The 25,381-nt window shown below is 73.7% G+C and carries 29 protein-coding genes; 19 read left to right on the top strand and 10 right to left on the bottom strand.

The features are described 5' to 3' along the window. Positions 1-10: 10 nt before the first annotated feature. From O7619_RS21540 to O7619_RS21530, 3 genes are all read left to right on the top strand, one after another. A complete protein-coding gene (locus tag O7619_RS21540) occupies positions 11-223 on the top strand; it encodes an MbtH family NRPS accessory protein (protein WP_282283049.1) in 213 nt (70 codons plus the stop codon). 97 nt (positions 224-320) lie between these two features. After that, a complete protein-coding gene (locus tag O7619_RS21535; protein WP_282283048.1) occupies positions 321-1,586 on the top strand; it encodes a lysine 2,3-aminomutase in 1,266 nt (421 codons plus the stop codon). Beyond that, on the top strand, positions 1,583-2,878 hold the full coding sequence (locus O7619_RS21530; RefSeq protein WP_282283047.1) for an MFS transporter: 1,296 nt from the start codon (positions 1,583-1,585) through the stop codon (positions 2,876-2,878). The genes O7619_RS21535 and O7619_RS21530 overlap by 4 nt, the downstream gene beginning before the upstream one ends. A 12-nt stretch (positions 2,879-2,890) precedes the next feature. Here the strand turns inward: O7619_RS21530 and O7619_RS21525 are convergent, their stop codons facing one another. Both O7619_RS21525 and O7619_RS21520 read right to left on the bottom strand, forming a co-directional pair. After that, complete coding sequence (locus tag O7619_RS21525) at positions 2,891-3,553, bottom strand: lysophospholipid acyltransferase family protein (protein ID WP_282283046.1); 663 nt, start codon at positions 3,551-3,553, stop codon at positions 2,891-2,893. Between the two features lie 13 nt (positions 3,554-3,566). After that, positions 3,567-4,166 carry a TetR/AcrR family transcriptional regulator gene (locus O7619_RS21520; RefSeq protein WP_282283045.1) on the bottom strand — a complete coding sequence of 200 codons (600 nt, stop codon included), beginning with the start codon at positions 4,164-4,166 and terminating at the stop codon, positions 3,567-3,569. 129 nt (positions 4,167-4,295) lie between these two features. On the opposite strand from O7619_RS21520, the gene O7619_RS21515 reads away from it, so the two are divergent. The 8 genes from O7619_RS21515 (at position 4,296) to O7619_RS21480 (ending at position 11,246) form a co-directional block, all read left to right on the top strand. Beyond that, on the top strand, positions 4,296-5,339 hold the full coding sequence (locus tag O7619_RS21515; protein ID WP_282283044.1) for an aromatic ring-hydroxylating dioxygenase subunit alpha: 1,044 nt from the start codon (positions 4,296-4,298) through the stop codon (positions 5,337-5,339). After that, positions 5,336-5,542 carry a hypothetical protein gene (locus tag O7619_RS21510; RefSeq protein ID WP_282283043.1) on the top strand — a complete coding sequence of 69 codons (207 nt, stop codon included), beginning with the start codon at positions 5,336-5,338 and terminating at the stop codon, positions 5,540-5,542. Before O7619_RS21515 ends, O7619_RS21510 begins: the two co-directional genes overlap by 4 nt. After that, entirely contained in the window at positions 5,539-6,492 is a 954-nt protein-coding gene (locus O7619_RS21505) for a PDR/VanB family oxidoreductase (RefSeq protein WP_282283042.1), read from the top strand. Before O7619_RS21510 ends, O7619_RS21505 begins: the two co-directional genes overlap by 4 nt. Positions 6,493-6,522: 30 nt before the next feature. Further along, on the top strand, positions 6,523-7,293 hold the full coding sequence (locus O7619_RS21500) for an IclR family transcriptional regulator (RefSeq protein ID WP_282283041.1): 771 nt from the start codon (positions 6,523-6,525) through the stop codon (positions 7,291-7,293). A gap of 100 nt (positions 7,294-7,393) precedes the next feature. Then, positions 7,394-8,320, top strand: a complete 927-nt coding sequence (locus tag O7619_RS21495) for an SDR family NAD(P)-dependent oxidoreductase (RefSeq protein WP_282283040.1) — start codon at positions 7,394-7,396, stop codon at positions 8,318-8,320. Between the two features lie 37 nt (positions 8,321-8,357). Beyond that, positions 8,358-9,239 (top strand): amidohydrolase family protein, encoded by an 882-nt coding sequence (locus tag O7619_RS21490; RefSeq protein WP_282283038.1) that lies wholly within the window; start codon positions 8,358-8,360, stop codon positions 9,237-9,239. A gap of 17 nt (positions 9,240-9,256) precedes the next feature. Further along, a complete protein-coding gene (locus tag O7619_RS21485; RefSeq protein ID WP_282283036.1) occupies positions 9,257-9,709 on the top strand; it encodes a MaoC family dehydratase in 453 nt (150 codons plus the stop codon). A gap of 13 nt (positions 9,710-9,722) precedes the next feature. Next, complete coding sequence (locus O7619_RS21480; RefSeq protein WP_282283035.1) at positions 9,723-11,246, top strand: long-chain fatty acid--CoA ligase; 1,524 nt, start codon at positions 9,723-9,725, stop codon at positions 11,244-11,246. Here the strand turns inward: O7619_RS21480 and O7619_RS21475 are convergent. The 6 genes from O7619_RS21475 to O7619_RS21450 form a co-directional block, all read right to left on the bottom strand. After that, positions 11,170-12,057: a PaaX family transcriptional regulator C-terminal domain-containing protein gene (locus O7619_RS21475; protein ID WP_282283033.1), complete on the bottom strand. Its 888-nt coding sequence runs from the start codon at positions 12,055-12,057 to the stop codon at positions 11,170-11,172. The two genes, O7619_RS21480 and O7619_RS21475, sit on opposite strands and share 77 nt — an antisense overlap. Before the next feature lie 38 nt (positions 12,058-12,095). Next, positions 12,096-12,908 carry an ABC transporter ATP-binding protein gene (locus O7619_RS21470; RefSeq protein ID WP_282283032.1) on the bottom strand — a complete coding sequence of 271 codons (813 nt, stop codon included), beginning with the start codon at positions 12,906-12,908 and terminating at the stop codon, positions 12,096-12,098. Continuing rightward, entirely contained in the window at positions 12,901-13,725 is an 825-nt protein-coding gene (locus O7619_RS21465; protein ID WP_282283031.1) for an ABC transporter permease, read from the bottom strand. Before O7619_RS21465 ends, O7619_RS21470 begins: the two co-directional genes overlap by 8 nt. Then, the gene (locus tag O7619_RS21460) at positions 13,722-14,522 is read right to left on the bottom strand and encodes an ABC transporter permease (RefSeq protein WP_282283030.1); all 801 of its coding nucleotides are present in this window, start codon (positions 14,520-14,522) and stop codon (positions 13,722-13,724) included. The genes O7619_RS21465 and O7619_RS21460 overlap by 4 nt, the downstream gene beginning before the upstream one ends. A 5-nt stretch (positions 14,523-14,527) precedes the next feature. After that, positions 14,528-15,502 (bottom strand): ABC transporter substrate-binding protein, encoded by a 975-nt coding sequence (locus tag O7619_RS21455; protein WP_282283029.1) that lies wholly within the window; start codon positions 15,500-15,502, stop codon positions 14,528-14,530. A 165-nt stretch (positions 15,503-15,667) separates the two neighbouring features. Continuing rightward, positions 15,668-16,840 carry a 4-hydroxybenzoate 3-monooxygenase gene (locus tag O7619_RS21450; protein ID WP_282283028.1) on the bottom strand — a complete coding sequence of 391 codons (1,173 nt, stop codon included), beginning with the start codon at positions 16,838-16,840 and terminating at the stop codon, positions 15,668-15,670. Between the two features lie 202 nt (positions 16,841-17,042). Here O7619_RS21450 and O7619_RS21445 point away from each other — a divergent pair, with 202 nt between their 5' ends. From O7619_RS21445 to O7619_RS21410, 8 genes are read left to right on the top strand one after another with little or no spacing between them, the layout of a single operon-like run. Beyond that, a complete protein-coding gene (locus O7619_RS21445; RefSeq protein WP_282283027.1) occupies positions 17,043-17,858 on the top strand; it encodes a CoA-transferase in 816 nt (271 codons plus the stop codon). A 26-nt stretch (positions 17,859-17,884) separates the two neighbouring features. Next, entirely contained in the window at positions 17,885-18,646 is a 762-nt protein-coding gene (locus tag O7619_RS21440; RefSeq protein WP_348774383.1) for a CoA-transferase, read from the top strand. After that, complete coding sequence (gene pcaH, locus O7619_RS21435; RefSeq protein ID WP_282283024.1) at positions 18,643-19,395, top strand: protocatechuate 3,4-dioxygenase subunit beta; 753 nt, start codon at positions 18,643-18,645, stop codon at positions 19,393-19,395. Before O7619_RS21440 ends, pcaH begins: the two co-directional genes overlap by 4 nt. Next, positions 19,388-19,960, top strand: coding sequence for a protocatechuate 3,4-dioxygenase subunit alpha (pcaG, locus tag O7619_RS21430; protein ID WP_282283023.1), 573 nt, complete (start codon positions 19,388-19,390; stop codon positions 19,958-19,960). Before pcaH ends, pcaG begins: the two co-directional genes overlap by 8 nt. Continuing rightward, entirely contained in the window at positions 19,935-21,275 is a 1,341-nt protein-coding gene (gene pcaB, locus O7619_RS21425; protein WP_282283022.1) for a 3-carboxy-cis,cis-muconate cycloisomerase, read from the top strand. Before pcaG ends, pcaB begins: the two co-directional genes overlap by 26 nt. Further along, positions 21,272-22,051, top strand: coding sequence for a 3-oxoadipate enol-lactonase (pcaD, locus tag O7619_RS21420; protein WP_282283021.1), 780 nt, complete (start codon positions 21,272-21,274; stop codon positions 22,049-22,051). The genes pcaB and pcaD overlap by 4 nt, the downstream gene beginning before the upstream one ends. Further along, positions 22,048-22,428, top strand: coding sequence for a 4-carboxymuconolactone decarboxylase (gene pcaC / locus O7619_RS21415; RefSeq protein WP_282283019.1), 381 nt, complete (start codon positions 22,048-22,050; stop codon positions 22,426-22,428). The genes pcaD and pcaC overlap by 4 nt, the downstream gene beginning before the upstream one ends. Beyond that, positions 22,425-23,246 (top strand): IclR family transcriptional regulator C-terminal domain-containing protein, encoded by an 822-nt coding sequence (locus O7619_RS21410; protein ID WP_282283018.1) that lies wholly within the window; start codon positions 22,425-22,427, stop codon positions 23,244-23,246. Before pcaC ends, O7619_RS21410 begins: the two co-directional genes overlap by 4 nt. Here O7619_RS21410 and O7619_RS21405 read toward each other — a convergent pair. Together O7619_RS21405 and O7619_RS21400 are read right to left on the bottom strand one after the other, a co-directional pair. Beyond that, entirely contained in the window at positions 23,236-24,162 is a 927-nt protein-coding gene (locus O7619_RS21405) for a glycoside hydrolase family 68 protein (RefSeq protein WP_282283017.1), read from the bottom strand. The two genes, O7619_RS21410 and O7619_RS21405, sit on opposite strands and share 11 nt — an antisense overlap. Positions 24,163-24,239: 77 nt before the next feature. Further along, positions 24,240-25,265: a LacI family DNA-binding transcriptional regulator gene (locus tag O7619_RS21400; protein ID WP_282283016.1), complete on the bottom strand. Its 1,026-nt coding sequence runs from the start codon at positions 25,263-25,265 to the stop codon at positions 24,240-24,242. Between the last annotated feature and the right edge of the window lie 116 nt (positions 25,266-25,381).

Raw genomic sequence — 25,381 nt, 5'->3', positions numbered from 1 at the left:
GAGAACGGCGATGGCCGTCGATGACGATGACCGCACCTACCGGGTCGTGACGAACCACGAGGAGCAGTACTCGATCTGGTTCGCCGACCGTGAGCTGCCGGCGGGCTGGACCGCCACCGGCTTCTCCGGCGCCCGGGCGGACTGCCTGGCCCACATCGACGAGGTGTGGACCGACATGCGGCCGAAGAGCCTGCGCGAGCGGATGGCCGCCGCGCGGGGCTGACCCGTACCGGGGTCGGGGCGGTCCGGGTAACCGTCCCGACCCGGCCGTCCGACGGCGGCCGTTCCTGTCCCATCCCGCTGACAACGAGGCGACGGTGATGAAGGTCTACTCCCACGAACGCCTGGCACGGCTCGCCGGCGTCCGGGGCATGCCCGAGGAGTACGTGCACGACCTGCGGGTCGTCTCCTCGGTGCTGCCGTTCAAGGTCAACCAGTACGTCGTGGACGAGCTCATCGACTGGTCGGCCGTCCCGGACGATCCCATCTTCCGGCTCACCTTCCCGCACCGGGACATGCTGCCGCCGGATCTCTACGACCACCTGTCGGCGCTGCACCTGTCCGCGGCCGATCCGGGGGTGATCCGCAAGGCGGCCCGGGACGCCCACGCGCGGCTCAACCCGAATCCGGGCGACCAGTTGGAGGCCAACGTGCCGATCCACCGGGGACGCCGGCTGCTCGGCCTGCAACACAAGTACGCCGAGACCGTGCTCGTCTTCCCGTCGCAGGGGCAGACCTGCCACTCGTACTGCGGCTACTGCTTCCGCTGGGCCCAGTTCGTCGGTAACGCGGAGATCCGGCAGGCCGCCTCGGACGTCGCGGACGTCGCCGGGTATCTCGCCGACCATCCGGGCGTGACCGACGTCCTGTTCACCGGCGGCGACCCGATGATCATGAGCGCGGCGGTGCTGGACCGGTGGGTGTCCCCGCTGCTGGACCCGGCGCTGGAACGGATCCGCACGCTGCGCTTCGGCACCAAGGCGCTGTCGTACTGGCCGGCCCGGTTCACCACCGACCCGGACGCCGACGACCTGCTGCGCCTCTTCGAGCGGATCGTGGCCGGTGGCCGCCACGTCGCCGTGATGGCCCACTTCTCCCACCCCCGGGAGCTGGACACCGACGAGGTGCGCCGGGCCATCGCCCGGATCCGGGCCACCGGCGCGGTGATCCGCACCCAGGCCCCGCTGATCGCGCACGTCAACGACCGGGCGGGGGACTGGGCGGCGATGTGGCAGCGCTCGGTGGAGCTGGGCATGGTCCCGTACTACATGTTCGTGGAGCGGGACACCGGGGCGCGCAGCTACTTCAGCGTGCCGCTGGAGCGGGCCTGGCAGGTCTACACCGACGCGGTCCGGTCGGTCTCCGGGCTGGCCCGCACCGCGCGCGGCCCGGTCATGTCGGCCGCGCCGGGCAAGGTGCTCGTCGACGGCGTGGTGCGGGTCGGCGGGGCCGACCTGTTCAGCCTGCGCATGATCCAGGCCCGCGACGCGGCCCACGTGGGTCGGCAGTTCTTCGCCCGGTACGATCCGGCCGCGGAATGGTTCGACGACCTGCGTCCCCCGCACGGCTCCTGGTGGCCGGCATGAGCGCCGCCACGCAGCCGGCCCCGACCACATCCGACGAGGAGCCGATGGCCACCGTCACCGATCCGCCGGTGCCGGGCGCCGAGCGCCCGGCCAGCCTCTGGCGCAACCGCGACTTCAACCTGCTCTGGATCAGCCAGTGCTTCTCCGACCTCGGCGCCGCCATGTCGAATCTGGCGATGCCGCTGCTGGTGCTCTTCCTCACCGGCTCGGCCGCCCAGGCCGGTCTGGTCGGCAGCGCGGGGCTGCTCACCACGCTCGCCTGCCGGTTGCCGGCCGGCGTCGTGGCCGACCGCTTCTCCCGCCGTACGCTGCTGGTGGCCTGTGACGTGATCCGGCTGGTGGTCTACCTGGCGCTGGCCGGCGCGGTGCTCGCCGGGATCGCCAACCTGCCGCTGGTCCTCGTGGTCACCGTGATCGGCGCCGGCGCCAACGCGGTCTTCGGCACCGCGGAGCACGCCGCGGTGCGCAACCTCGTGCCGGGTGCGCAACTGTCCACCGCCGTCGCGCGCAACGAGGCCCGCTCCTACGGCACCCAGCTCGCCGGGCCGCCGCTGGGCGGCCTGCTCTACGGGCTCGGCCGGTCCCTGCCGTTCGTCGGCAACGCGCTGTCCTACCTGCTCTCCCTGCTGGCGGTGCTGCTCATCCGCCGGCCGATGGAGCAGCCCCGCACCGAGCAGGTCCGTCAGTCCGGTGGCGCGGCGGCGGCCGAGGGCGTCCGGTTCGTGCTGGCCAACCCGTTCCTGCGGGCGCTGCTGGTGATCGCCGCGCCGCTGAACATGGCCTTCACCGGGATGATCTTCACGATCATCGTGTCCCTCCAGCGCTCCGGCACCCCCTCGGTCCTGGTCGGCCTGGCCAGCACGATCTTCGGGCTGGGCGGCTTCCTGGGCGCGCTCGCCGCGCCGGCGGTGCAGCGTTGGCTGCGACTGCCCGCGCTGGTGATCGTGCTGTGCTGGGCCACCACCGCGTTGATGGCGAGCAGCGCGCTGGTGTCGACAAGCGTGCTGGCCGCGGTGCCGCTGGCGGCGGCGGTGTTCCTCGGCCCGACCGCCAACGCGGTGCTCTTCGGCTATCAGGCGGCGATCACCCCGGACCGGCTCCAGGGGCGGGTCGTGAGTGTCATCTTCCTGGCCGCCACCTCCGCCGCCGCGCTCGCGCCCGGCCTGGCGGGGCTGCTGCTGGCCCACTTCCCGGCCGCCGTGACGATGCTGGTCTTCGCCGGGCTGGTCGGGGTCTCGGCGGTCACCGCGACGCTGAGCAGCGGCATCAGGTCGATGAGCACAGTCGACTGACCCGGCCGGGTCCTATGCCACCGGCTCCAGATACCGGCCGGCGGGCTCCTGACCGGACATCGCCTGGATGGCGGCCATGATCTCGTCGGTGACCGCCCGGCGGGCCTGCCCGTCGCTGCCGCCTGCCGGCCGGGTGAAGCGCAGTGGCGTGCCGAACCGCACCGTGATCCGCCCGGGCCGGGGCAGCCGGGCGCCGACGGGTTGGATCCGGTCGGTGCCCAGCACGGCGACCGGGACCACGGGCGCGCCGGAGGCGAGCGCGAGCCAGGCGACGCCGGTCCGGCCGCGGTAGAGCCGCCCGTCGCGGGACCGGCTGCCCTCCGGGTGGATGCCGAACGCGCGCCCGGCGGCGAGCACGTCGAGCGCCACCCGCAGCGACTCCTGCGCCGAGCGGTGGCCGCCCCGCTCCACCGGAATGGCGTCGATCCCGGTGAGGCAGGTGCGGGTCAGCCACCCCTTCACGCCGGGCTGCCGGAAATATTCGGCCTTGGCCAGGAAGGCGACCGGTCGGGGCGCCACCAGCGGGATCACCACACTGTCGAGAAAGGACAGGTGGTTGGCGGCCAGGATCACCGGGCCGTGCCTCGGGACGTTGTCCCGGCCCTCCACCACCGGCCGGAAGGCCAGCCGGGCCAGCGGCGCCAGCACCTTTCGGGTGCCCGTCTGCACCAGCACGTGATCCTCCCGGTCAGTCCACGGGCGCGGCGCGCCCGAGGTGGGCCGCCAGCGCGGCCCGCAGCAGCGGTTCGAGATCGTCGTCGCGCACCACGAGCTGGAGACTGCCCCACTGCCCCAGCTCGGCGATGCCGTGCAGGTTGGCCCAGAGCGCGCCGGCGACGACCGGTGGCGCGGGGGAGCCCGGACCGTCGGGCCGGGCCCGGGTGACCAGGTCGACCAGGACGCCGAAGAGTCCCTCGCTGGCCTCCCGCAGCCCGACGCCGTTGCCCCGGAGCAGGTCGTGCCGGAACATCAGCTCGAACATGCCGCGGTGGGTGCGCGCGAACGTCAGGTAGAGCCGGCCCAGGGCGAGCAGTTGCCGGTGTGGATCCGCGTCGCCCTGGCGGGCGAGCGTCTCGGCGACCTCGCGGCCGAGCTGCTGGTAGCCCTCCTGCGCGATGGCCGCCAGCAGGGCGAGGTGGGTCGGGAAGTGGCGACGTGGCGCGCCGTGGGAGACACCGGCCCGGCGGGCGATCGCGCGCAGCGTCAGCGCCTCGGCGCCCTCGCGGGCGAGCAGGTCCACGCCGACGGAGACCAGGCGGGTGCGGAGGCTGCTGTCCGGCGGCGGCATGGACAGTGTCTACCACGGTCGGTAGACAGTGTCTACCTTCCACTCAGTGAAAGCCCGGCTCCCGGTCGGCGCCGCCGCGCGGGAGGATCCGCGAACACATCGACGTTCGTCCGCGAGGAGGTCGACCGCATGGTGTTCGCGCGCAACCAGTGGTACGTGGCGGCCTACGGCAACGAGGTCGGGCGGGACCTGCTCGCCCGCACGGTGCTCGGTGAGCCGCTCGTGCTCTACCGCACCGGCGCCGGGGCGGCGGTGGCGCTCGCCGACCGGTGCGTGCACCGCCGCTACCCGCTGTCCGAGAGCCGGCTCGACGGCGACACGATCGTCTGCGGCTACCACGGCTTCACCTACGACCCGACCGGCGCGTGCGTCTTCGTACCCGGGCAGCAGCGCATCCCGCGCACCGCCCGGGTCGCGTCGTATCCGGTGGTGGAACAGGACTCCCTCGTCTGGGTGTGGATCGGCGACCGGGACCGGGCCGACCCGGCCGCGATTCCCCGCGCGCCGTGGCTGGCCGACCCGCGGTACGCGGTGGTGCGGGGGATGGCGCCGCTGAACGCGCGGTACGGCCTGCTGGTGGACAACCTCATGGACCTGTCCCACGAGACCTACCTGCACGGCGGCTACATCGGCACGCCCGAGGTGGCGAACACCCCGATCACCACCGAGGTGGACGACGAGCGGGGCGTCGTCCACGTGAGCCGGCACATGGACGACGCCGAGTGTCCGCCGTTCTACGCGCGTTCGACCGGGATCACCGGCCGGATCACCAGGTGGCAGGACATCGAGTACCACCCGCCCTGCCTCTATCTCCTGCACAGCCGGATCGCGCCGCAGGGCCACTACCCGCCCGCCGAGGGCGAGGACAGCGGAGCCTTCCACGCCGAGATCGTGTACGCCATCACCCCGTCGACGGAGCACACCACGTACGACTTCTGGGCGGTGGCGCGTGACTTCGCGATCGACGACGAGTCGGTGAGCGACTATCTCCACCGGAGCAACCACACCGTGGTCATGCAGGACGTGGCGGCGCTCGACATCCTGGAGCGGGTGATCGCCGCCGAACCGGACCGGTACCAGGAGTTGAGCATCAACATCGACACCGGTGGCCTGGCCGCCCGGCGGCTGCTGGCCCGGCTGGTCGAGTCGGGGAAGGCGGGAGCGGCGCGGTGAGCGCCAGCCCCGGGGACCGGGTCTACCGGATCCACTGGATGCCCGGCACGGACACCCTGCGCGGGGTCTGCCACTGCGGGGCCGAGCGCGTCGCCGAGGAGCCGGTCGAGCTGTGGGAGTGGCTGCTCGCCCACCCGCGCGGCCACCGGGCCACGACCGCGCCGACGCCCGGGCCGGCGAGCCGGCCGGCGGTGCCGGTGTGACCGGGGCGGAACAGGTCGGGGTCGAGCTGCTGGTCGCGGGCCGGGACCCGGTGGCGGCCGGGGTCGTCGAGCTGCGCCTGTGCCGTCCGGGCGGTGGCGACCTGCCCGACTGGACGCCGGGCGCGCACATCGACCTGGAGCTGGGCGCCGGGCTGATCCGCCAGTACTCGCTCTGCGGCGACCCGGCGGACCGGTCCGCGCTGCGGATCGCCGTGCAGCGGGAACCGGACGGGCGCGGCGGCTCGCGGCTGGTGCACGAGCGGCTGACCGTCGGCGCGACGGTCCGGACGCGCGGGCCCCGCAACACCTTCCCGTTGGTCGCGGCGGCGCGTTATCTCTTCGTCGCCGGGGGCATCGGCATCACCCCGATCCGGCCGATGGTCGCCGCCGCCGACGCCGCCGGCGCGGACTGGCGACTGGTGTACGGGGGACGCAGCCGCGCCACCATGGCCTTCGCCAGCACCCTGCGGGAGCGGTACGGCGACCGGGTGAGCCTGCACCCGCGGGACGAGACCGGGCTGCCCGACCTCTCCGGGCTGCTGGGTCGGCCCGACGACCGGGTCGTCTACTGCTGCGGCCCGGAGTCGCTCGTCGACGCCGTGGCGGAGCACTGTCGTGGCTGGCCGCCGGGCCGCCTGCACGTCGAGCGCTTCACGCCGGCGGCCAGCCCCGGCGGCGCGGAGACGGCCTTCGAGGTCGAGCTGGTCCGCTCCGGGCGGACGGTGACCGTGCCGCCGGGCACGTCGATCCTGCGGGCGGTGGAGGAGGCCGGCGTGTCGGTCCTCTCGTCGTGTCGGGAGGGCACCTGCGGCACCTGCGAGACCCCGGTGCTCGCCGGTGCGCCGGAGCACCGCGACAGCCTGCTCACCGAGCAGGAGCGGGCCGCCGGGGACACCATGATGATCTGTGTCTCCCGGGCCCGTACGCCCCGGCTCGTACTGGAGCTGTGACCGGCCGGCGTGGACGGCGATGATGGTGGGGTGCGCGCGGAGCCGGGGCGGTCGGTCACCAGCAAGGTGCTGGCGCTGCTCGGCGCGTTCAGTCCGGCCGTGCCGGCGCTGACCCTGAGCGAGCTGGCCCGGCGCGCCGGGCTGCCGCTGCCCACCGCCCACCGGCGGGCGGCGGAACTCGTCGCGTGGGGGGCGTTGGAGCGTGGCGACGACGGGCGCTACCGGATCGGCCTGCGGTTGTGGGAGGTGGGTTCGCTCGCGCCGAGGGGCCTCGGGCTGCGGGAACTGGCCCTGCCGGTGATGGAGGACCTGTACGAGGTGACCCACGAGAACGTCCAGCTCGCCGTCCGGCAGGACCTGGAGGTCGTCTTCATCGAACGCCTCGCCGGACGGGACGCGGTGCCGGTGCTCACCCGGGTGGGGGGCCGCTTCGCGTTGCACGCCACGGGCGTCGGGCTGGTCCTGCTCGCCCACGCGCCCGCCGAGGTCCAGGAGCAGGTGCTGGCCGCGCCGCTGGAGCGGTACACCGAGCTGACCGTGACCGACCCGGGTCGGCTGCGCCGCTGCCTCGCCGACGTGCGCCGGACCGGGTACGCGGTGAGCGACCGTCAGGTCACCACGGACGCCCTCTCGGTGGCCGCGCCGATCCACGGCCCGCAGGGCGTGGTGGCGGCGATCTCGCTCGTGGTGGCGCACGACCGGGCGGATCCGGTGGCCCTGGCGCCGCTGGTCCAGGCCGCCGGCCGGGCGCTGTCCCGGGCGCTCGGCGACTCCCGCCGCGCCGGGTGGCCGGCGACATAGACATATTGCAAAACGTTGACGCCCGGCCAGAATTTGCATTACGTTTCCCCTGCGCCGCCACGGCTCGTGCTCAGATCGGCATCGACGAAAGGGAGCACCCATGTCACTGGACGGCAAGGTCGCCATCGTCACCGGATCCGGCCGGGGCCTCGGCCTCGCCTACGCGCGGGAGCTGGCGCGGCGCGGCGCGGCGGTCGTGGTCAACGACGTCGACGAGCAGGCCGCCGCCGACGCCGTCGCCGCCGTTCAGGAGACCGGCGGCCGGGCCGTCGCGGTGGTCGCACCGGTCGGCCCGACCGAAACCGCGAAGGAACTCGTCAGCACGGCGGTCGAGCACTTCGGGCGGCTGGACATCCTCGTCACCAACGCCGGTGTCCTGCGCGACACCATGCTGTGGAAGATGACCGACGACGACTTCGACACGGTCATCGAGGTGCACCTGCGCGGCACGTTCACCACCGTGCGCGAGGCGGTGCGGCACATGCGCCCCGCCGGTGCGGGCGGGCGGATCATCTGCGTCGGGTCGCCCACCGGGCAGCGGGGCAACATCGGGCAGACCAACTACGCGGCGGCCAAGGCGGGCATCGTCGGCATGGTCCGCACCTGGGCGCTCGAACTCGCGCGGGCCGGCATCACCGCCAACACCGTCGTACCGGTCGCCGCGACCGCGATGACCGCCACCGTTCCCTACTTCGCGGCGGCGGTGCGGGCCGAGGCGGACGGCGAGCCGATGCCGGCGTTCTTCCGGCGCGATCTCGGCTTCGGCACGGCGGACGACGTGGCCGGGCTGATCGCGTTCCTCGGCTCCGACGCGGCGGCCTCGGTGACCGGGCAGGTGATCGGCGTGGGCGGTGACCGGCTCCAGGTGTGGACCCACCCGGAGGCGGCGCTGACCGCCCACCGCGAGGGCGGCTGGACCTACGACGCCCTGGTCGAGGCGTGGCCGACGACCTTCGCCGGCGCCACCCAGAGCGTCGGGGAACACTTCCCGGAACTCCCCGCGGAGTTCGCGCCGGCGACCTCCTGACCCGGCCGACCGGCCCGGCCGACGGAGGTTGCCGCCCATGTACCGACCCGCGATCGACCTCGACACCGTCACGGCGATCGACATGCACGTGCACATCGAGGTCGACGACCACGGTCACGCCTCCCTGCCCGAGCCGCTCGTCGCCGCGGTGTCGAGATACTTCCGCACGGACGGGCCCCGGCCGGCGGTGGACGCGGTGGCGCGGTACTACCGCGAGCGCGACATGGCCGCTGTCGTCTTCACCGTGGACGCGGGCACGCAGTTGAGGCATCCGCCGCTGTCCAGCGTGGACATCGCCCGCGCGGCGGCCGAGCACGCCGACGTGCTCATCCCCTTCGGCTCGGTCGACCCGCGCACCGGCGCGGCGGCCCTCGACCTCGCCGCCCGGCTGATCGAGGAGGAGGGCGTACGCGGCTTCAAGTTCCACCCGACGGTGCAGGGGTTCGACCCGAGCCACGACGAGTACGCGCCGCTGTGGGGCCTGCTCGAACGGGCCGGCGTCCCGGCGCTGTTCCACACCGGACAGACCGGGATCGGCGCGGGTCTCCCGGGCGGCTACGGCCTGCGGCTCGGCCTGTCCAACCCGATGCTGCTCGACCCGGTCGCGGCCGACTTCCCGGAGTTGCAGATCATCATGGCGCACCCGTCGGTGCCCTGGCAGGACGAGGCGCTCTCGGTGGCCACGCACAAGCACAACACCTGGATCGACCTGTCCGGCTGGAGCCCGAAATACTTCCCGGCCGAGCTGGTGCGGCACGCCAACTCCCTGCTCCGGCAGCGGGTGCTCTTCGGCACCGACTACCCGTTGCTCACCCCCGACCGGTGGCTGCGCGACGTGGCCGCCACCGACCTGAAGCCGGACGTGCTCCCCGGCATCCTGAAGGACAACGCGGTCCGGCTGCTGGGCCTCGCCCGCTGACGACGAGAGGAAGCGCCATGACGACCACCATCGCCTACGACCAGCTGGCCGACCTGGCCGGCGCCGACCTCGGTCACACCGCCTACCGGACCGTCACCCAGGGCCAGGTGAACCTGTTCGCCGACGCCACCGACGACCACCAGTGGATCCACGTCGACCCCGAGCGGGCCAGGAGCGGCCCGTTCGGCGCGCCGATCGCGCACGGCTTCCTCACCCTCTCGCTCGCCGTACCCCTCTGGACCGAGCTGCTCGAGGTCAAGGGCGTGTCCACCAAGCTGAACTACGGCCTCGACCGGGTGCGCTTCCCGGCGCCGGTCATGGTCGGCTCCCGGGTGCGCATGCGGGCCACCGTCGTCGAGGTCACCGAGGTCCGCGGCGGCTACCAGCTCGCCGTCGACCAGACCATCGAGATCGAGGGCGGGACCAAGCCCGCGGTCGTCGCGCGCGGGCTGTACCGCTTCCACGCCTGAGCCGGAGGCGACGATGCGTCAGCACGGCATCGGCGCCTGGGTGGCCAGGCGCCGGCTCAGGTCCCCGGACAAGGTCGCCCTCATCCACGGCGACCTGTCGACCATGACGTACGGCCAGTTCGCCGACGCCGTGGACCGGGTCTCGGCGACGCTGCGGGAGCGGGGCGTCGGCGTCGGCGACGCGGTCGCCTACCTCGGCGAGAACAGCCCGGAGTTCCTCCAGGTGATGTTCGGCGCGGCCCAGCTCGGCGCCGTCTTCGTGCCGGTCAACACCCGGCTCGCGCCGCCCGAGATCGCCCACGTCGTCACGGACTCCGGCACGCGGGTGCTCATCCACGACCCGGAGTTCGCCGGGCCGGTGGCCGCCGCCGGGCTCGCCGCCGGGAACCGGCACGTCATCGTCACCGGTGCGGGGACCGCGGACCGGCCGGGGCTCGCCCGGCTGGCGCGGGCCGCCGCCGGTTTCGCCGGCCCGGTCCGCACCGACCACCACGACCCGGCGGCGATCATCTACACCTCGGGCACGACCGGTCGGGCCAAGGGCGCGGTGCTGACCCACGGGAACCTCACCTGGGTCGCGCTCAACTGCGTGGTCGACTACGACGTCGTCTCGACCGACGTGGCGCTGATGATCTCGCCGCTGTTCCACGTCGCCTCGCTCGGCATGGGCGCCCTGCCCGTCTTCCTCAAGGGCGCCACCATGGTCCTCGAGAAGGGCTTCGAGCCGGGCCGGGCGCTGGCCCGGATCGAGCGGCACGGGGTGACCATGCTCAGCGGGGTGCCGACCACCTACCAGCTCATGGCCGACCACCCGGCGTGGGCCGCGACCGACCTGTCCACGCTGGCGAAGCTCACCTGCGGCGGCTCGGCGGTGCCGACCCGCGTCCTCGACGCGTACGAGGCGCGGGGGTTGTCGTTCTCGCAGGGTTACGGCATGACCGAGGCCGCGCCGGGCGTCACCGCGTTGCCGCCGGCGATGACCCGCGCCAAGCAGGGCAGCGTCGGCCTGCCGCACTTCTTCACCGACGTGCGGATCACCGACGGGACGGGCGCCGTGGCGCCCGCCGGTGAGGTCGGTGAGATCGAGATCGCCGGCCCCAACGTCTTCCCCGGCTATCACGGGCTGCCGGAGGTGACCGCCGAGGTGTTCACGGCCGACGGGTGGTTCCGCTCCGGCGACCTGGGCCACCTGGACGCCGACGGCTACCTCCACATCTCCGGCCGGCTCAAGGACATGATCATTTCGGGGGGCGAGAACATCTACCCGGCCGAACTCGAACAGTTGCTCGCCGAGATCGACGGGGTGACCTCGGCGGCGGTCATCGGGGTGCCGGACGAGCGGTGGGGGGAGGTGCCGTGGGCGGTCGTGACCGTACGCCCGGGGGCGTCCCTGGACACCGACGCCGTACGCGACCACCTCGACGGGCGGCTCGCGCGCTACAAGCTGCCGAAGAACGTCGTCATCGTGGACGAGTTGCCGCGGACCGCGTCGGGGAAGGTGCGGAAGGCCGAGCTGCGGGCCCGCTTCGGCGCCTGACCCCGCCCGGGGCCGCGACGAGGTCGGCGAACTCGGCGGCGGACGCCTCGGCCAGCTTCTCGTGCGTGCGCCGGTAGGTCTCCGCCGAGCGGGTCGCCGGCCACTGCGCGTCCATGAACTCGGCCGGCAGCCTCGGGTCGGCGCGCAGCAGCGCGAGCCAGTCCGCCACGAGCATCGTCCGCACGGTCAGCGCGCCGGGCGCCATCGTCGTCGCGGCCGGGTCGTCCCACACCTCGATGAACGCGAGGTGCTGACGCCGGATCGCCTCGATGTCCCACGCCGCGCGCACGCTCTCGCCGATCGGGAACCCGTCGAGTTCGCGGGCGTGGAACGCCACCACCGAGTGCGGCGGGAGGTCCTGCCGCAGCGGCTCCAACGACCCGGCGAGGTCGACCTCGCCGGGCGCCAGCCAGAGCCCGTCCCGCAGCGGCGCGAAGCCCTCCCAGGTCAGGGTCGAGCGCAGCCGGTGCCGCAGCATCCGCTGGCCCTCCGGGATGGTGAAGGTGACAAGCGTCCACCCGCTGCCCTGGGGGTCGAACGGCCGCGGCCCGCGGACCCGGTCCTTCGCCTCGCGCAGCACCGCGGCCCCGTGCTCGGTCAGCGAGAACAGGGTCTCCCGGCCGCTGCGGGCGCGGGCGAGGATGCCGCTGTGCACGAGGCGGTCGAGGGTGGCGCGGGTCGCCGGCGCGGCGACGCCGGCGCCCTCCAGCACGCCGATCAGCACGCTCGCCCGGATCGGCCCGGTGGCGCCGTCGACGACGTGCTCGCCGAAGAACGCGAGCAGCAGTTGCTTCGGTTGACGACTACGCACAGCCCTCCCTCTCGGCGATGCCGGTGTGGCGGCCCCGGTCACCGAGCGGATCGCGGGGCCACCGCCGGTCCGCGCCGGGCCCGCTGGATCTGGTCGTAGACGTGCGTCCGCAGCTCCGTGAAACGGGGCAGGGCGCGGGTCGTGATCTGGTCGCGCTCCGGCGGCAGGTCGATCGCCAGGTCCTCCCGGACCCGGGTCGGCGAGGTGGACAATACTAGAACCCGCTGACCGAGATACACCGCCTCGTCGATGTCGTGGGTGACGAACAGCGTCGAGATCCGGCGGCTGGCGTGCAGCTCGCGGACCAGGTCCTCCAGGTCCGCGCGGGTCTGGGCGTCGACCGCGGCGAACGGCTCGTCCATGATCAGGATCTCCGGCTCGTACGCGATGGCCCGCGCGATCGCCACCCGCTGCTGCATCCCGCCGGAGAGCTGCCACGGGTGGCTGCGCGTGGCGTGCGCGAGGCCGACCGCGTCGATCGCGTCGGCGACCAGCGTGTCCCGTCGGGCCCGGGGCAGCTTCTTGTGCCGCAGCGGAAGCTCGACGTTGCCGCGCACGGTCAGCCACGGGTAGAGGCTGCGGCCGTACTCCTGGAACACGACGGCCATGGCGGGACTCGGCCCGGTCACCGGCGCGCCGTCCATCTCGACCAGGCCGCTCGTGGGGCGCAGCAGGCCGGCGAGGCACTTCAGCAGCGTGGTCTTGCCGCACCCGGACGGCCCGACGATGCAGACCAGCTCACCGGCGTCCATGGTGAAGCTCAGGTCGCCGATCGCCTCCACGTCCCCGGTCGTGGACCCGTAGACCTTCCGCAGGTGTTCCACCCGCAGCAGAGTGCTCCGATCAGGCACGGCTGGCCTCCCTGACTCCGTGGTACCAGCGCAGGACGCGCCGTTCGACGAGACCGAACACGACGGCGAGGAGAACGCCGACGAGGCCGAGCAGGAGGATGCCGCTCCACATCTCGGCGATGAGGTAGTTGCGCTGGAAGTAGGCGATCCGGTAGCCGAGCCCCGACGACGAGGCGAACATCTCGGAGATCACCATGAGGATGAGCGCGACCGACAGGGCCTGCCGGACACCGGTCATGATGCGGGGGCCGGCGGCGGGCAGCACGAGGAACCACAACCGCTCCCACCAGGTGATCCGGAACGAGGCCGCGGTCTCGGTCATGACGCTGTCGGTCGCCCGGACCCCCTCGATCGTGTTCAGCAGGATCGGCCAGAGCGCGCCGGAGACGATCACCGCCACCTTCATCGTGTCGGTGATGCCGAGCAGGAGCATGACCACCGGGATCAGCACCGGCGGCGGGATGGCCCGGAAGAACTCCAGCAGCGGTTCGAGGAGGTCGCGCAGCCACGGGAACAGGCCGATCACCGTGCCGGCGGCGACGCCGAGCACGATCGACCCGGTGACACCGAGGCCGAGGCGGCAGAGACTCGGCAGCACGTCCTCGACGAAGGCCGGGCCGACCCAGGTGTCCACGAAGGCTCGGGCGATCTCGGCCGGGCCGGGGAAGAACCCGCTCGTCGCCCTGGTCGCCACCAGCGCCCAGCCCACCAGGAGCAGCATCGGCAGCCCGAGCGCGTGGAGCAGGCCCGCCCCGATCCGGGCGCCGACGCCCGGGCCGCGCGGCGCGGCGGCGATCCGGCCGGGGTACGCGGTCACCGCGCCTCCTCGCCGCGTACCGACTGGTGCCAGGACAGTGTCAGGCGTTCGACGAACCGGAAGACCAGGTTCACCGCGAGCCCGAGCAGGCCGGTGACCACGACCAGGGCGTACAGCCCGGTGGCGTCCCCGGCGGACCGGGACAGCTCGATCATGCGCCCGAGGCCGGGGTTCCCGATCACCATCTCGGCGGTGACGGCGAGGATCAGCGCGACCGCCGCCGCGAGCCGCAGACCCGTCATGAGGTAGGGCAGGGCGGTCGGCAGGACGAGGTGGGACAACTGCTCCCGCCGGGTCAGGCCGAAGCTGCGGGCGGTGTCGCGGGCGACCGCGTCGACGTCGGCCACCCCGTAGATCACCTGCACGAACACCTGCCAGAACGACGCGTAGACGATGATGACGAGGGCGGCCCGCATCTGGATGCCGAACATCAGCACGGCGAGCGGGATGAGGGCGACCGACGGGATCGGTCGCAGGAACTCGACGGTGGTGTGGGTGGCGCGCCGCAGGGGCGGCACCAGGCCGACGACCGTGCCGAGGACGACGGCGGCGACCGTCGCCAGGCTCAGGCCGATCGCCCAGGACGTCATGGTGCTGCCCAGCCGACGCCAGAAGGCGAGGTCGACGAGTTGTTCGGACAACCGCGCCAGCACGTCGGTCACGTACGGCAGATACTGCGGGTCGATCAGGCCCAGCGCGGGGATCGACTGCCAGAGGGCGAGGAACCCGGCCAGGCCGGCGACGCCCAGCACCGCCCTGCGTGACGCGCGCCGGCCCCGGCCGGAGAGGACGCCCACGCCGGCTACTGCTGCTGGATGAGGCGGTCGAAGTCGGGCTGCCTGTCGAGCACCTTGTATTTCTGTGCCAGCTCGGCGAGCGTGCGCAGGCTCGCCCGGTCGACCTCCCACCCGAACGCCGGGAGCCGCACCGACTCCGCGACCGGCGGGGGCAGTTCGAGGTTGTCCTTGATGGCCTGCCGGACGGCCGGCTCGTTGGCCGGGTCCTCGGCCCACGCGAGCGTCTCCTTCATCGCGGCCGAGAAGTCCGCGATCAGCTTGGCGTCCTTCTCGGTGCGTTCCTTCGTGGTGATCGTGGTGAGGGTGGCCAGGCCGGGCACGACCGCCTGGTAGGGCTCGACGACCACGGTGTCGCCCCGGTTCTTCAACTGCGTGACGAAGGGCTCCGGCACCCACGCGGCGTCGATGTTGCCGGCCTGGAGTTGGGCCGGGGTGTCCGGGAAGGCGACCTCGACGAACTTGACCTTGGATGGGTCGCCGCCGTCCTTCTCCACCGCCGCCATGATCGTCACGTCGCCGGCGGCGCCGAGGCTGTTGACCGCGACCCGCTTGCCGGCGAGTTCGGCCGGTTGCTTGATGCCGGACTTCGCCGAGGCCACCACGGCGTTGATGTCGTCGCCGTCGGCGTACGAGGAGGCGTAGTTGCCGATGATGACGACGCCGAGATTGCCCAGGTCGGCCCGGAACGGGCCGAAGGGCTGGCCGATCGCGAAGTCGATGTCGCCGTTGGTCAGGGCGGGAATGGCCTGCGCGCCGCCCTGGGCGGGCAGCACCTCGACCTTGAGGCCGTGCTCGGCGAAGATGCCCGCCTTGATGCCGCCCCACAGCGCGGCGGTCTCGGTGATGGGCAGCGCCGCGACCCGGACCTGGCGCAACTCGCCCGAGCCCTGGTCGGACGGGGATTGCGCGTCGGAGTCGGTGCATCCGGTGAGGGCGATCACGGTGGCGGCGATCAGCCCGAGAGCCATGACCTTCTTCATTGACGAGACCCTTCCTGGGCGGGGGTGGTGGGTGCGTCGAAAGCCGGCGGATGCCTCGGGGCCTACAGGTGCACTACCGCTGGGTGGGGGCACGCCGCTGTGGTGGAAATGGTCAGTCACGTCGATATCGAAAGTCAAGAAAATCTGACGCCCGTCATGGATAAGTTAAACGACGGGCAGTCCCACGTAGTTCTCGGCCAGGCTGGTGGCGTAGGCGCGGGAGGTGGCGACGTATCGCAGCGTGGCGGTCTGGAGCTTCGCCTCGTACGGGTCGTCCCGCTCCAACCGGTGCAGCATCGAGGTCATCCACCAGGAGAAGTGCTGCGCCCGCCAGACCCGGCGCAGCGCCGTCGCCGAGTAGCCCGCCAGGAGGTCCGTGCGCCCCCGGTCGTACCACGCGGCGAAGGCGTCCCCGAGCAGCGCGACGTCGGCGAGGGCCAGGTTCATGCCCTTCGCGCCGGTCGGCGGCACGATGTGCACCGCGTCCCCGGCCAGGAACAGCCGCTCCCACCGCATCGGCTCGACCACGAAGCTCCGCATCGGCGTGATCGACTTCTCCCGGACCGGCCCCTCGTTGAGCGACCAGCCCGGCACCGTCTCCAGCCGCGTCCGCAACTCCGCCCAGATCCGCTCGTCCGGCCACGCGGCGATGTCCTCGTCCGGAGCCACCTGAAGATAGAGCCGGGAGATCTCCGGTGAGCGCATGCTGTAGAGGGCGAAACCGCGGTCGTGGTGGGCGTAGACGAGTTCCTCCACCGCGGGCGCGGCGGCGGCGAGCACGCCCAGCCAGGCGAACGGGTACGTCCGCTCGTACGTGCTCAGCACCCCGTCGGGCACCGCGGCGCGGCTGACCCCGTGGAAGCCGTCGCAGCCGGCCACGAAGTCGCACCGCAGCGTCTCGTCCCGCCCGTTCCGGCGGAAGTGGACGGTCGGGGCGTCCGTGTCCAGGCCGTCCAGGCGTACCGCCTCGGCCTCGAAGTGGATCGCGCCGCCGGCCGCGAGTCGGGCCGCGATCAGGTCCTTGACCACCTCCTGCTGCCCGTAGACGGTGATCGCCCGCCCGGTCAGCTCCGTCATCGGCACCCGGTGCGACTCCCCGGCGAAGCGCAGCTCGATGCCCTCGTGCCGCAGCCCCTCCCGGCTGAGCCGATCGCCGAGGCCGGTGCGGCACAGCAGGTCGACCGAGCCCTGTTCGAGGACTCCCGCCCGGACCCGGTGCTCGACGTGGTCCCGGCTGCGGCTCTCCAGCACCACCGACTCGATCCCGCGCAGGTGCAGCAGGTGCGACAGCATGAGTCCCGCCGGCCCGGCGCCGACGATACCGATCTGGGTACGCATCTCGGGCGCCTCCGCACAGGTCAGGACGGGTGGGATCCGATCGGTCAGGGCCGTCGACATGTTCGCTGACCGAACGGCTGTTCTCGTTCTGAACGTTGGCACGTGGTCCGGCCCGCGTCAACGGCGTTGACGGATGTCGCTGTCCGTCGTACGTTCGTTCTCAGCACGACAGTCCGCATGGCGAACAGGGCGGGGGAGGCTCATGGCGAAGCTGGTCCCGCTGGCCGACGGTGTGGCCGACCTGGTCCGCGACGGCGACGTGGTGGCCCTGGAGGGGTTCACCCACCTCATTCCGTTCGCCGCCGGGCACGAGATCATCCGGCAGGGGCGGCGCGACCTGACCCTGGTGCGGATGACTCCCGACGTTATCTACGACCAGCTCATCGGCGCCGGGTGCGCCCGCCGCCTGGTGTTCTCCTGGGGCGGCAACCCGGGTGTCGGGTCGCTGCACCGCTTCCGGGACGCGGTGCGGCACGCCTGGCCGGGTCCGCTCGAGCTGGAGGAGCACAGCCACGCGGGCATGGCGAACCGTTACGTGGCCGGGGCGTCCGGGCTGCCGTTCGCCGTCCTGCGCGGCTACACCGGCACCGACCTGTCCCGGCACACCGCGAACATCCGGCCGATCACCTGCCCCTTCACCGGGGAGACCCTGACCGCCGTGCCCGCCCTGCGTCCCGACGTGACGGTGGTGCACGCCCAGCGCGCCGACCGGGCCGGCAACGTGCAGATGTGGGGCATCACCGGCGTGCAGAAGGAGGCGGTGCTCGCCGCCCACCGGTCGCTCGTCACCGTCGAGGAGGTCGTGGACGAGCTGTCACCCGTGCCCGGTCAGGTCGTCCTGCCCGGGTGGGCGGTCACCGCGGTGGCCGAGGCGCCCGGTGGCGCGCACCCCTCCTACGCCCAGGGCTACTCGACGCGGGACAACGACTTCTACCGGGCCTGGGACGCGGTCAGCCGGGACCGGGACACCTTCCGCGCCTGGCTGGACCGGCACGTGCGCCTGGTCGGCACCCCGTGAGCGCGGCGGAGTGGACGGCGGACGAGATGATGACCGTCGCCGCCGCCCGGCAACTGCGCGACGGCGCCGCCTGCTTCGTCGGGATCGGGCTGCCGAGCACCGCGGCGAACCTGGCCCGGGCCACCCACGCCCCGAACCTGGTGCTCGTCTACGAGTCCGGTTGCCTCGGCGCGAAACCGGACCGGCTGCCGCTGTCCATCGGGGACGGTGTCCTCGCCGACACGGCCGACGCGGTGGTGTCGGTGCCCGAGGTGTTCAACTACTGGCTCCAACCCGGCCGGATCGACGTCGGCTTCCTCGGCGCCGCGCAGCTCGACCGGTACGGCAACATCAACACCACGGTCATCGGCGGTGACTACGACGCTCCCGAGGTCCGCCTGCCCGGCGCCGGTGGCGCACCGGAGATCGCCGCCTCCTGCGGCGAGGTCGTGGTGATCGTCCGGCAGAACCCGCGGACGTTCACCGCGCGGGTCGACTTCGTCACCTCGGTCGGCTACGGCTCGGGCCCGGGCGACCGGGAGCGGCTCGGCCTGCGCGGCGGAGGTCCCCGACTGGTGATCACCGACCTCGGCGTCCTCGAACCGGACCCGGTCACCTGCGAGCTGACACTGACCCGGCTGCATCCCGGCGTGACCCCGGAGCGGGCCCGGGCGGCCACCGGCTGGGACCTGGCCGTCGCCGAACGGCTGGTCACCGGGGAGCCACCGACGGCACACGAGCTCGACGTGCTGCGGGCGTTGGAGGCGACCAGGGTCGGGCGACCCGCGCCGGACGGGAGAGGACCATGACCCACGACACCGCCCACCAGACCGGCCGCGGCCTGGTGCTGCCGCGCTACCGGCGGGACGACGTCGACGTCCATCCACCCCTGCTCAGTCCCGGCTACGGGTCCACCGTGGCGCGGGCGCCGCGGCAGCCGCTCGCCTACCTGCCGCAGCGCCTGACCGAGGTCACCGGGCCGCTGCTGGGGGAGGGGCGTCTCGGCGCGCTCGACCACGACCTGACCCGCCAGCACGACGGCGAGCCGCAGGGCCAGCGGATCGTCGTGCACGGCCGGGTCCGCGACGGCGACGGCCGGCCGGTGGCCGGCACGCTCGTGGAGATCTGGCAGGCCAACGCCGCCGGCCGGTACCGTCACGCGGCGGACACCTGGCCGGCGCCGCTCGACCCGCACTTCGACGGGGTGGGCCGGGCGCTCACCGACGGCCAGGGGCGCTACCGGTTCGTCACCGTGCAACCCGGCGCCTACCCCTGGCGCAACCACGACAACGCCTGGCGGCCGGCGCACATCCACTTCTCCCTCTTCGGCCGGGCGTTCACCCAGCGGCTGGTGACCCAGATGTACTTCCCGGGCGACCCGTTGTTCGTCCAGGACCCGATCTTCAACGCGGTCCGCGACCCGGCCGCCCGGCAACGGATGGTCGCCCGGTACGACCACGCCGCCACGGTGCCCGAGTGGGCTCTGGCCTATGAGTTCGACATCGTGCTGCGGGGCCGGGAGGGCACTCCCTTCGAGGACGGTGACGACGATGAGTGAGCGGCTCGGCGTCACGCCCGCGCAGACGGTCGGGCCGTACCTGCACATCGGTCTGCGCTGGCCCGACGGCCCGTACGTGGTGCCCGAGGGCACGCCCGGCGCGTTCTGGATCCGGGGCCGGATCGTCGACGGCGCCGGCGCGCCGGTGGTCGACGCGCTGGTGGAGAGCTGGCAGGCCGACCCGGACGGCCGGTTCGACCACCCGGACGACCCGCGCGGAGCCCGGCCACCCGCGCTCCCGGGTTTCCGGGGGTTCGGCCGCAGCGAGACCGACGAGCAGGGCTGCTATCGGCTGCTGACCGTCAGGCCCGGTGCGCTGCCCGACCCGGACGGCGGTGTCGAGGCCCCCCACCTGACCCTGTCGGTGCTGGGCCGGGGACTGCTGCACCGTCTCGTCACCCGGCTCTACTTTCCCGACGAGCCGGCGGCGAACGCCGCCGATCCCGTGCTGCGCGGCGTCGACGCGGACCGCCGGGACACGCTGCTGGCGAGCGCCGCGCCGGACGGGTTCCGCTTCGACATCCACCTCCAGGGTGACCGTGAGACCGTCTTCTTCGCCGTCTGACGGCCTGCTCGGCGGTCTCTCCGGCGCCCCGGACGTGGACGCGGAACTCGGCGACGTGTCCCTGCTCCAGGCGATGCTCGACGTGGAGGCCGCGCTCGCCGGGGCCGCCGCCGACGCCGGCATCGCGCCGCCCGCGGCGGCGGAGGCGATCGTCGGGCGGTGCCACGCCGAGCGGTTCGACCCGGCGGCGCTCGGCCGGGCCGCCGAGGCCGCCGGCAACCCGGTCGTCCCGCTGGTCCGCGAGCTGACCGCCGCGGTGCCCGAGCACGCCCGGGCCTGGGTGCACACCGGCGCGACCAGTCAGGACGTCCTGGACACCGCGCTGGTCCTGGTCACCGTGCGGGCGCTCGGACCGCTGTCGGGTCACCTCGACGCCGCGCTCGCCGCCGCCGCCCGGTTGGCCGACACGCACCGGGACGCCGTGATGGTCGGCCGGACCCTCGGGCAACAGGCGGCGCCCACCACGTTCGGGCTGAAGGCCGCCGGCTGGCTGACCGGTCTGGTCGGGGCCCGGGACCGGCTGCGGCAGGCGGGCGTCGCGCAACCCGCGCAACTCGGTGGCGCGGTCGGCACCCTGGCCGCGTTCGGCCCGGCCGGTCCGGAGGTCGCCGAGCGGTTCGCGGCGCGCCTGGGCCTGCCCGCGAGTCCGCTGCCCTGGCACACCCGCCGCCAACCCCGGCTCGACCTGGCCGCCGCACTGGGTGGGCTCCTGGTGGCCGCCGGCAAGGTCGCGCTCGACGTCGGGCTGCTCGCCCAGACCGAGATCGGCGAGGTCACCGAGGGCGGCGACGGGCGGGGCGGCTCCTCGGCCATGCCGCACAAACGCAACCCGGTGGACTCGATCCTGGTCACCGCCGCGGCCCGGCGCGGCCCGGGTCTCGTCGCCACCCTGTTCGCCGCGGCGGCGCAGGAGCACGAGCGGGCCGCCGGCGGCTGGCACGCCGAGTGGGAGCCCCTGCTCGACCTGCTGCACATCGCCGGCGGCGCCGCCGCCCGGTGCGCCCGGATGCTCGCCGGGTTGCGGGTGCGTCCGGAGCGGATGCGGGCGAACCTGGACGCGACCGGCGGCCTCGTGCTCGCCGAGGCCGTCGCCGCGCGGCTGGCCCCCGCCGTCGGTCGCGGCGTCGCGCACGACCTGGTCACCCGCGCCGCCGCCGCGCCGTCGTTCCGGGCCGCGCTGCTCGCCGACCCCGAGATCCGCGCCCACCTGTCCGAGGCGCAGGTCGACGAGGCGCTCGACCCGTTCCGCTGGCTCGGCTCGGCCGGCCACTTCGTCGACCGGGCCCTGGCCGCCGCCCGGGACGCGCCACGGTGACCGCCCGGCTGCACACCACGTCGGACGGGCCGGCCGGCGCGCCGGTGCTGCTGCTTGGCAGCTCCCTCGGCACTGCCGGCGCGATGTGGGAACCCCAGGTGGCCGCGCTCGCCGGCCGGTTCCGGGTGATCCGGTACGACCACCTGGGCCACGGTCGCTCGGCGGTGCCGCCGGGCCCGTACTCGCTGGATCTCCTGGGCCGGGAGCTGCTGCGGACGCTCGACGGCCTCGGCGTGCCGTGGGTCCACTACGCGGGGCTGTCGCTCGGCGGCATGGTCGGCATGTGGCTCGCCGCGTACGCGCCCGACCGGTTGCGGCGGCTGGCGCTGCTGTGCACGTCGGCGTCGCTCGGCCCGCCCGGGCCGTGGCGGGAACGGGCGGCGACGGTCCGGGCCGCCGGCCTGCCGGCGATCGCCGACGCGGTGGTGGCGCGCTGGTTCACCCCGGGTTTCGTCGCCGCCCGGCCGGACGTGGTCGCCGCGTTCCGGGCCATGCTGACCGCGACGCCCCCCGCCGGGTACGCCGCCTGCTGCGAGGCGATCGCCGCGATGGACCTGCGCCCCGTCCTCGGCCGGATCGGCGCGCCGACGCTTGTGATCGCGGGCGCGGACGACGCGGCCACGCCGGTCGGGCACGCCCGCGACATCGCCGGGCGGATCCCCGGGGCCCGGCTGGAAGTCGTCGGCGAGGCGGCGCACCTGGCCAACGTCGGGCAGCCGGAGCGGGTGTGCCGGCTCCTGCTGGACCACTTCGACGAGAGGCCGGATGAGCGATGAACGACCGCGAGCGGCACGAGCAGGGCATGACGGTACGCCGGCAGGTGCTCGGTGATCCGCACGTCGACCGCGCGGTCGCCGGCACGGACGGGTTCACCGCCGACTTCCAGGACTTCATCACCCGCTACGCCTGGGGCGAGGTGTGGAGCCGGCCGGGTCTCGACCGGCGTACCCGCAGTTGCGTGACCCTCGCCGTGCTCGCCACCCTGCGCCACGACGAGGAGTTGGCGATGCACGTCCGGGCCGCGCTGCGCAACGGGCTGAGCGAGCAGGAGGTGGCGGAGGTCCTGCTCCAGGTCGGCGTCTACGCTGGCGTACCGGCGGCGAACCGGGCGTTCACGGTGGCCCGGGAGACCCTGCGGCGGGAGGCCGGGTGAGCGTGAGCGGCGAGGCGGCGAGGTCGCCGGAGTTCGTCCAGTCGCTGGAGCGTGGCCTCGCGGTGATCCGGGCGTTCGACGCCGACCATCCGCGGCTGACGCTCAGCGAGGTGGCCCGCCGGACCGGTCTGACCCGGGCCGCGGCGCGCCGGTTCCTGCTCACCCTGGTCGAGTTGGGCTATGTGCACACCGACGGCCGTCTCTTCTCGCTGCGGGCGCGGATCCTCGACCTCGGCTACGCCTACCTGTCCGGCCTGGGCCTGCCCGACATCGCCCGCCGGCACATGGAGGCGCTCGTCGCGCAGGTGCGCGAGTCCTGCTCGGTGTCGGTGCTCGACGGCGGCGAGGTGGTCTACGTCGCCCGCGTGCCGACCAAGCGGATCATGACGGTGGGGATCAGCGTCGGGACCCGCTTCCCCGCGTACGCCACGTCCATGGGCCGGGTGCTGCTCGCCGCGCAACCGGCGGACTGGCTGGGCGACTACCTGGCCACCGCGGAGCTGCGTCCGTTGACCCGGCGCACCGTCACCGACCCGGCGAAGCTGCGCGCCGTGCTGACCCGGGTCGCCGCCCAGGGGTACGCGATCGTGGACCAGGAGCTGGAGGAGGGGCTGCGGTCGCTGGCCGCGCCGATCCACGGCGAGGACGGGTCGGTGGTGGCGGCGGTGAACGTGTCCGCGCACGCCACCCGGGGGTCCTTCGAGGTGATCCGGCGGGATCTGCTCCCGCCGCTGCTGGCCGCGGCGAGGCGGATCGAGGAGGATCTGCGGGCCGGTCCGGGCCCGGCCTCGGCGGCGGCCGGGGCCGTCACCGGGTGACCAGCCCGGCGGCCGGGTCGTGGCGGACCGGGATCGGGTCGCTGAGCTCGCCGACGAACGCGCCGTCGACCTGGTCGACGAACCCGATCAGGGACCAGCCGCCGGCGTCCGGGACCAGCCGCGGCGCGTACAGGTGCGGCAGCTCCACCGGCCGGGCCGCCGGCACGTCCCAGGGCCCGCGGACGGTCGGCGCGCCGGCCACCCAGAGCTGGTGCGCCGGTCCCCGGCCGGCGGCGACCGCGTTGGTGCAGAACAGCAGCAGCGGCTGCCCGTCCACCACGGCGACCTGCGGCACCTCCAGGTGCCCGAAGCCGGCCGGCGCGGACAGCGGGGGCCGGACGGTCCAGTCGAGCAGGTCCGGTGAGGTGGCGTGGCCGATGACGCCCCGCTCGCCGGCGGGGCCCTGGTTGGCGCGGGCGGTGACGAGCATGTGCCAGCCGTCGCCATCGGGGTCGGGGAAGACCCACGGGTCGCGCCACGCCTGCTCGTACCACATCTCCCGGTCGAGCACCTCGTACCAGGTGGGGTCGGCCTCCACGATCGGCGCGTCGCCGTGCCGCCGCCAGGTGACCAGGTCGTCGGAGACGGCCAGCCCGATCCGCTGGACCAGCCCGTCCTCGGCCCGCCCGACGCCGGTGTAGAACAGGTGCCAGCGTCCGTCCGGGCCGCGGACCGTGCACCCGGTCCAGGTGGCCAGGTCGTCCCAGCCGGGCTCCTCCGCGGGCACGAGCGCGTCCGCGACCAGCCGCCAGGAGCGCAGGTCGGTGGAGACGGCGTGGCCGATCGAGGCGCGCCGGTGACGGCGGTGCGGGTCGAGCAGGGCCCGGGAGGCACGCAGGAAGAACACGTGCCACGAACCGTCGTCGTCCTGGGCGTACCAGCTGTCCCACACCCAGTGGTCGGGCAGACGTAACATGGCGGGAAAGCTATCAGTGAATCGGTTTAGCGGCCACCGCCCGGTGGCCCGCCGCCCGGTGGTCAGCCGGCCGGTGGTCAGCCGGCCGGCGCGGCGACGGACCGGCGGCGGCGCAGCGGCATCGGCACGTACGCCGGCTCGTGCCCGTCGCCGTCCAGCAGCGACTCCACCGCCCGGCGTCCCATCTGCTCGTGCGGCAGCGCGGCGGTGGACAGCTTCGGGCGCAGCCAGGTGGCGATCGGATCGTCGTCGAAGGAGATCACCGAGAGGTCGTCCGGGACGCGCAGGCCGGCCTCGCCGAGCGCCTGGTAGGCGCCGAAGGCGAGCCGGTCGTTCATGCAGATGACCGCGCTCGGCCGGACCGGCTGCCGCAGCAGCGCGCGGGTCGCGGTGTGGCCGTGCTCCGGCTGCCACTCCGGGCAGAAGCCCTCGGTCAGCAGCGACACGCCGGCGGCGGCGAGGGCGCCCCGGATGCCGCGCAGCCGGGCGGCGGCGGCCAGCGAGATCTCCGGGTCGTTCTCCTTCTGCCGGTTGCGGCCGATGAGCGCGATCCGGTCCCGGTGACCGAGCCCGAGCAGGGTCTCGGCGATCGCGGCGCCGGCCTGTTCGTCGTCCGGCAGCACGCACGGCAGTGGCTCCGCGCTCGTGGCGTTGAGCAGCACCACCCGGCCCCCGAGGATCGCCGGCGGCACCGTCAGCCGGCGGGTCGCCATGGCGGCGTAGATCACGCCGTCGACCTGGCGGTCCAGGATCGCCTCGATCGCGTACCGCTCGAAGGCCGCGTCGCCCTGGGTCTCGGTGATGAGCAGGACGTGGTCGCGCTCGCGGGCCGCGTCCAGCGCGCCCCGGATCAGGCCGCCGGCGAAGCGGGTGGTGGCGACGATGTCGGAGACGAACGCGATGGTGGCGGTCTTGCGGGTACGCAGGCTGCGGGCGGCCACGTTGGGCCGGTAACCGAGTTCCTCGGCCGCCGCGAAGACCCGCTGGTGCGCCTCGGCGGAGAGTCGGGTGCCCTCCCGGCCGTTGAGCACCATCGACGCGGCGGTCTTGGACAGCCCGGCGCGCTCGGCGACGTCGGCCAGGGTGGCGCGGTTGCGGCCCATCAGTCCTCCGATCCCGGCGATCCGTCCGCCGCTGCTGCCCATCATGATGCGTCCGGTCGCGGCACCCGACGCCGGTCTCCCGGCGGCCCGATCCGTGAACGTGTCGTTTCCGGACC

Origin of the sequence: Micromonospora sp. WMMD998 (assembly GCF_029581235.1) — a bacterium.
Classification (GTDB): domain Bacteria; phylum Actinomycetota; class Actinomycetes; order Mycobacteriales; family Micromonosporaceae; genus Micromonospora.
This window is presented reverse-complemented; position numbering and strand designations above follow the sequence as displayed.

Bases quoted from the DNA above. Each gene is read 5' to 3' on its own strand.
- O7619_RS21540 (WP_282283049.1), top strand. From the start codon at position 11: ATGGCCGTCGATGACGATGACCGCACCTACCGGGTCGTGACGAACCAC.
- O7619_RS21535 (WP_282283048.1), top strand. From the start codon at position 321: ATGAAGGTCTACTCCCACGAACGCCTGGCACGGCTCGCCGGCGTCCGG.
- O7619_RS21530 (WP_282283047.1), top strand. From the start codon at position 1,583: ATGAGCGCCGCCACGCAGCCGGCCCCGACCACATCCGACGAGGAGCCG.
- O7619_RS21520 (WP_282283045.1), bottom strand. From the start codon at position 4,166: ATGCCGCCGCCGGACAGCAGCCTCCGCACCCGCCTGGTCTCCGTCGGC.
- O7619_RS21515 (WP_282283044.1), top strand. From the start codon at position 4,296: ATGGTGTTCGCGCGCAACCAGTGGTACGTGGCGGCCTACGGCAACGAG.
- O7619_RS21495 (WP_282283040.1), top strand. From the start codon at position 7,394: ATGTCACTGGACGGCAAGGTCGCCATCGTCACCGGATCCGGCCGGGGC.
- O7619_RS21490 (WP_282283038.1), top strand. From the start codon at position 8,358: ATGTACCGACCCGCGATCGACCTCGACACCGTCACGGCGATCGACATG.
- O7619_RS21485 (WP_282283036.1), top strand. From the start codon at position 9,257: ATGACGACCACCATCGCCTACGACCAGCTGGCCGACCTGGCCGGCGCC.
- O7619_RS21480 (WP_282283035.1), top strand. From the start codon at position 9,723: ATGCGTCAGCACGGCATCGGCGCCTGGGTGGCCAGGCGCCGGCTCAGG.
- O7619_RS21455 (WP_282283029.1), bottom strand. From the start codon at position 15,502: ATGAAGAAGGTCATGGCTCTCGGGCTGATCGCCGCCACCGTGATCGCC.
- O7619_RS21450 (WP_282283028.1), bottom strand. From the start codon at position 16,840: ATGCGTACCCAGATCGGTATCGTCGGCGCCGGGCCGGCGGGACTCATG.
- O7619_RS21445 (WP_282283027.1), top strand. From the start codon at position 17,043: ATGGCGAAGCTGGTCCCGCTGGCCGACGGTGTGGCCGACCTGGTCCGC.
- O7619_RS21440 (WP_348774383.1), top strand. From the start codon at position 17,885: ATGATGACCGTCGCCGCCGCCCGGCAACTGCGCGACGGCGCCGCCTGC.
- pcaH (WP_282283024.1), top strand. From the start codon at position 18,643: ATGACCCACGACACCGCCCACCAGACCGGCCGCGGCCTGGTGCTGCCG.
- pcaG (WP_282283023.1), top strand. From the start codon at position 19,388: ATGAGTGAGCGGCTCGGCGTCACGCCCGCGCAGACGGTCGGGCCGTAC.
- pcaC (WP_282283019.1), top strand. From the start codon at position 22,048: ATGAACGACCGCGAGCGGCACGAGCAGGGCATGACGGTACGCCGGCAG.
- O7619_RS21405 (WP_282283017.1), bottom strand. From the start codon at position 24,162: ATGTTACGTCTGCCCGACCACTGGGTGTGGGACAGCTGGTACGCCCAG.
- O7619_RS21400 (WP_282283016.1), bottom strand. From the start codon at position 25,265: ATGGGCCGCAACCGCGCCACCCTGGCCGACGTCGCCGAGCGCGCCGGG.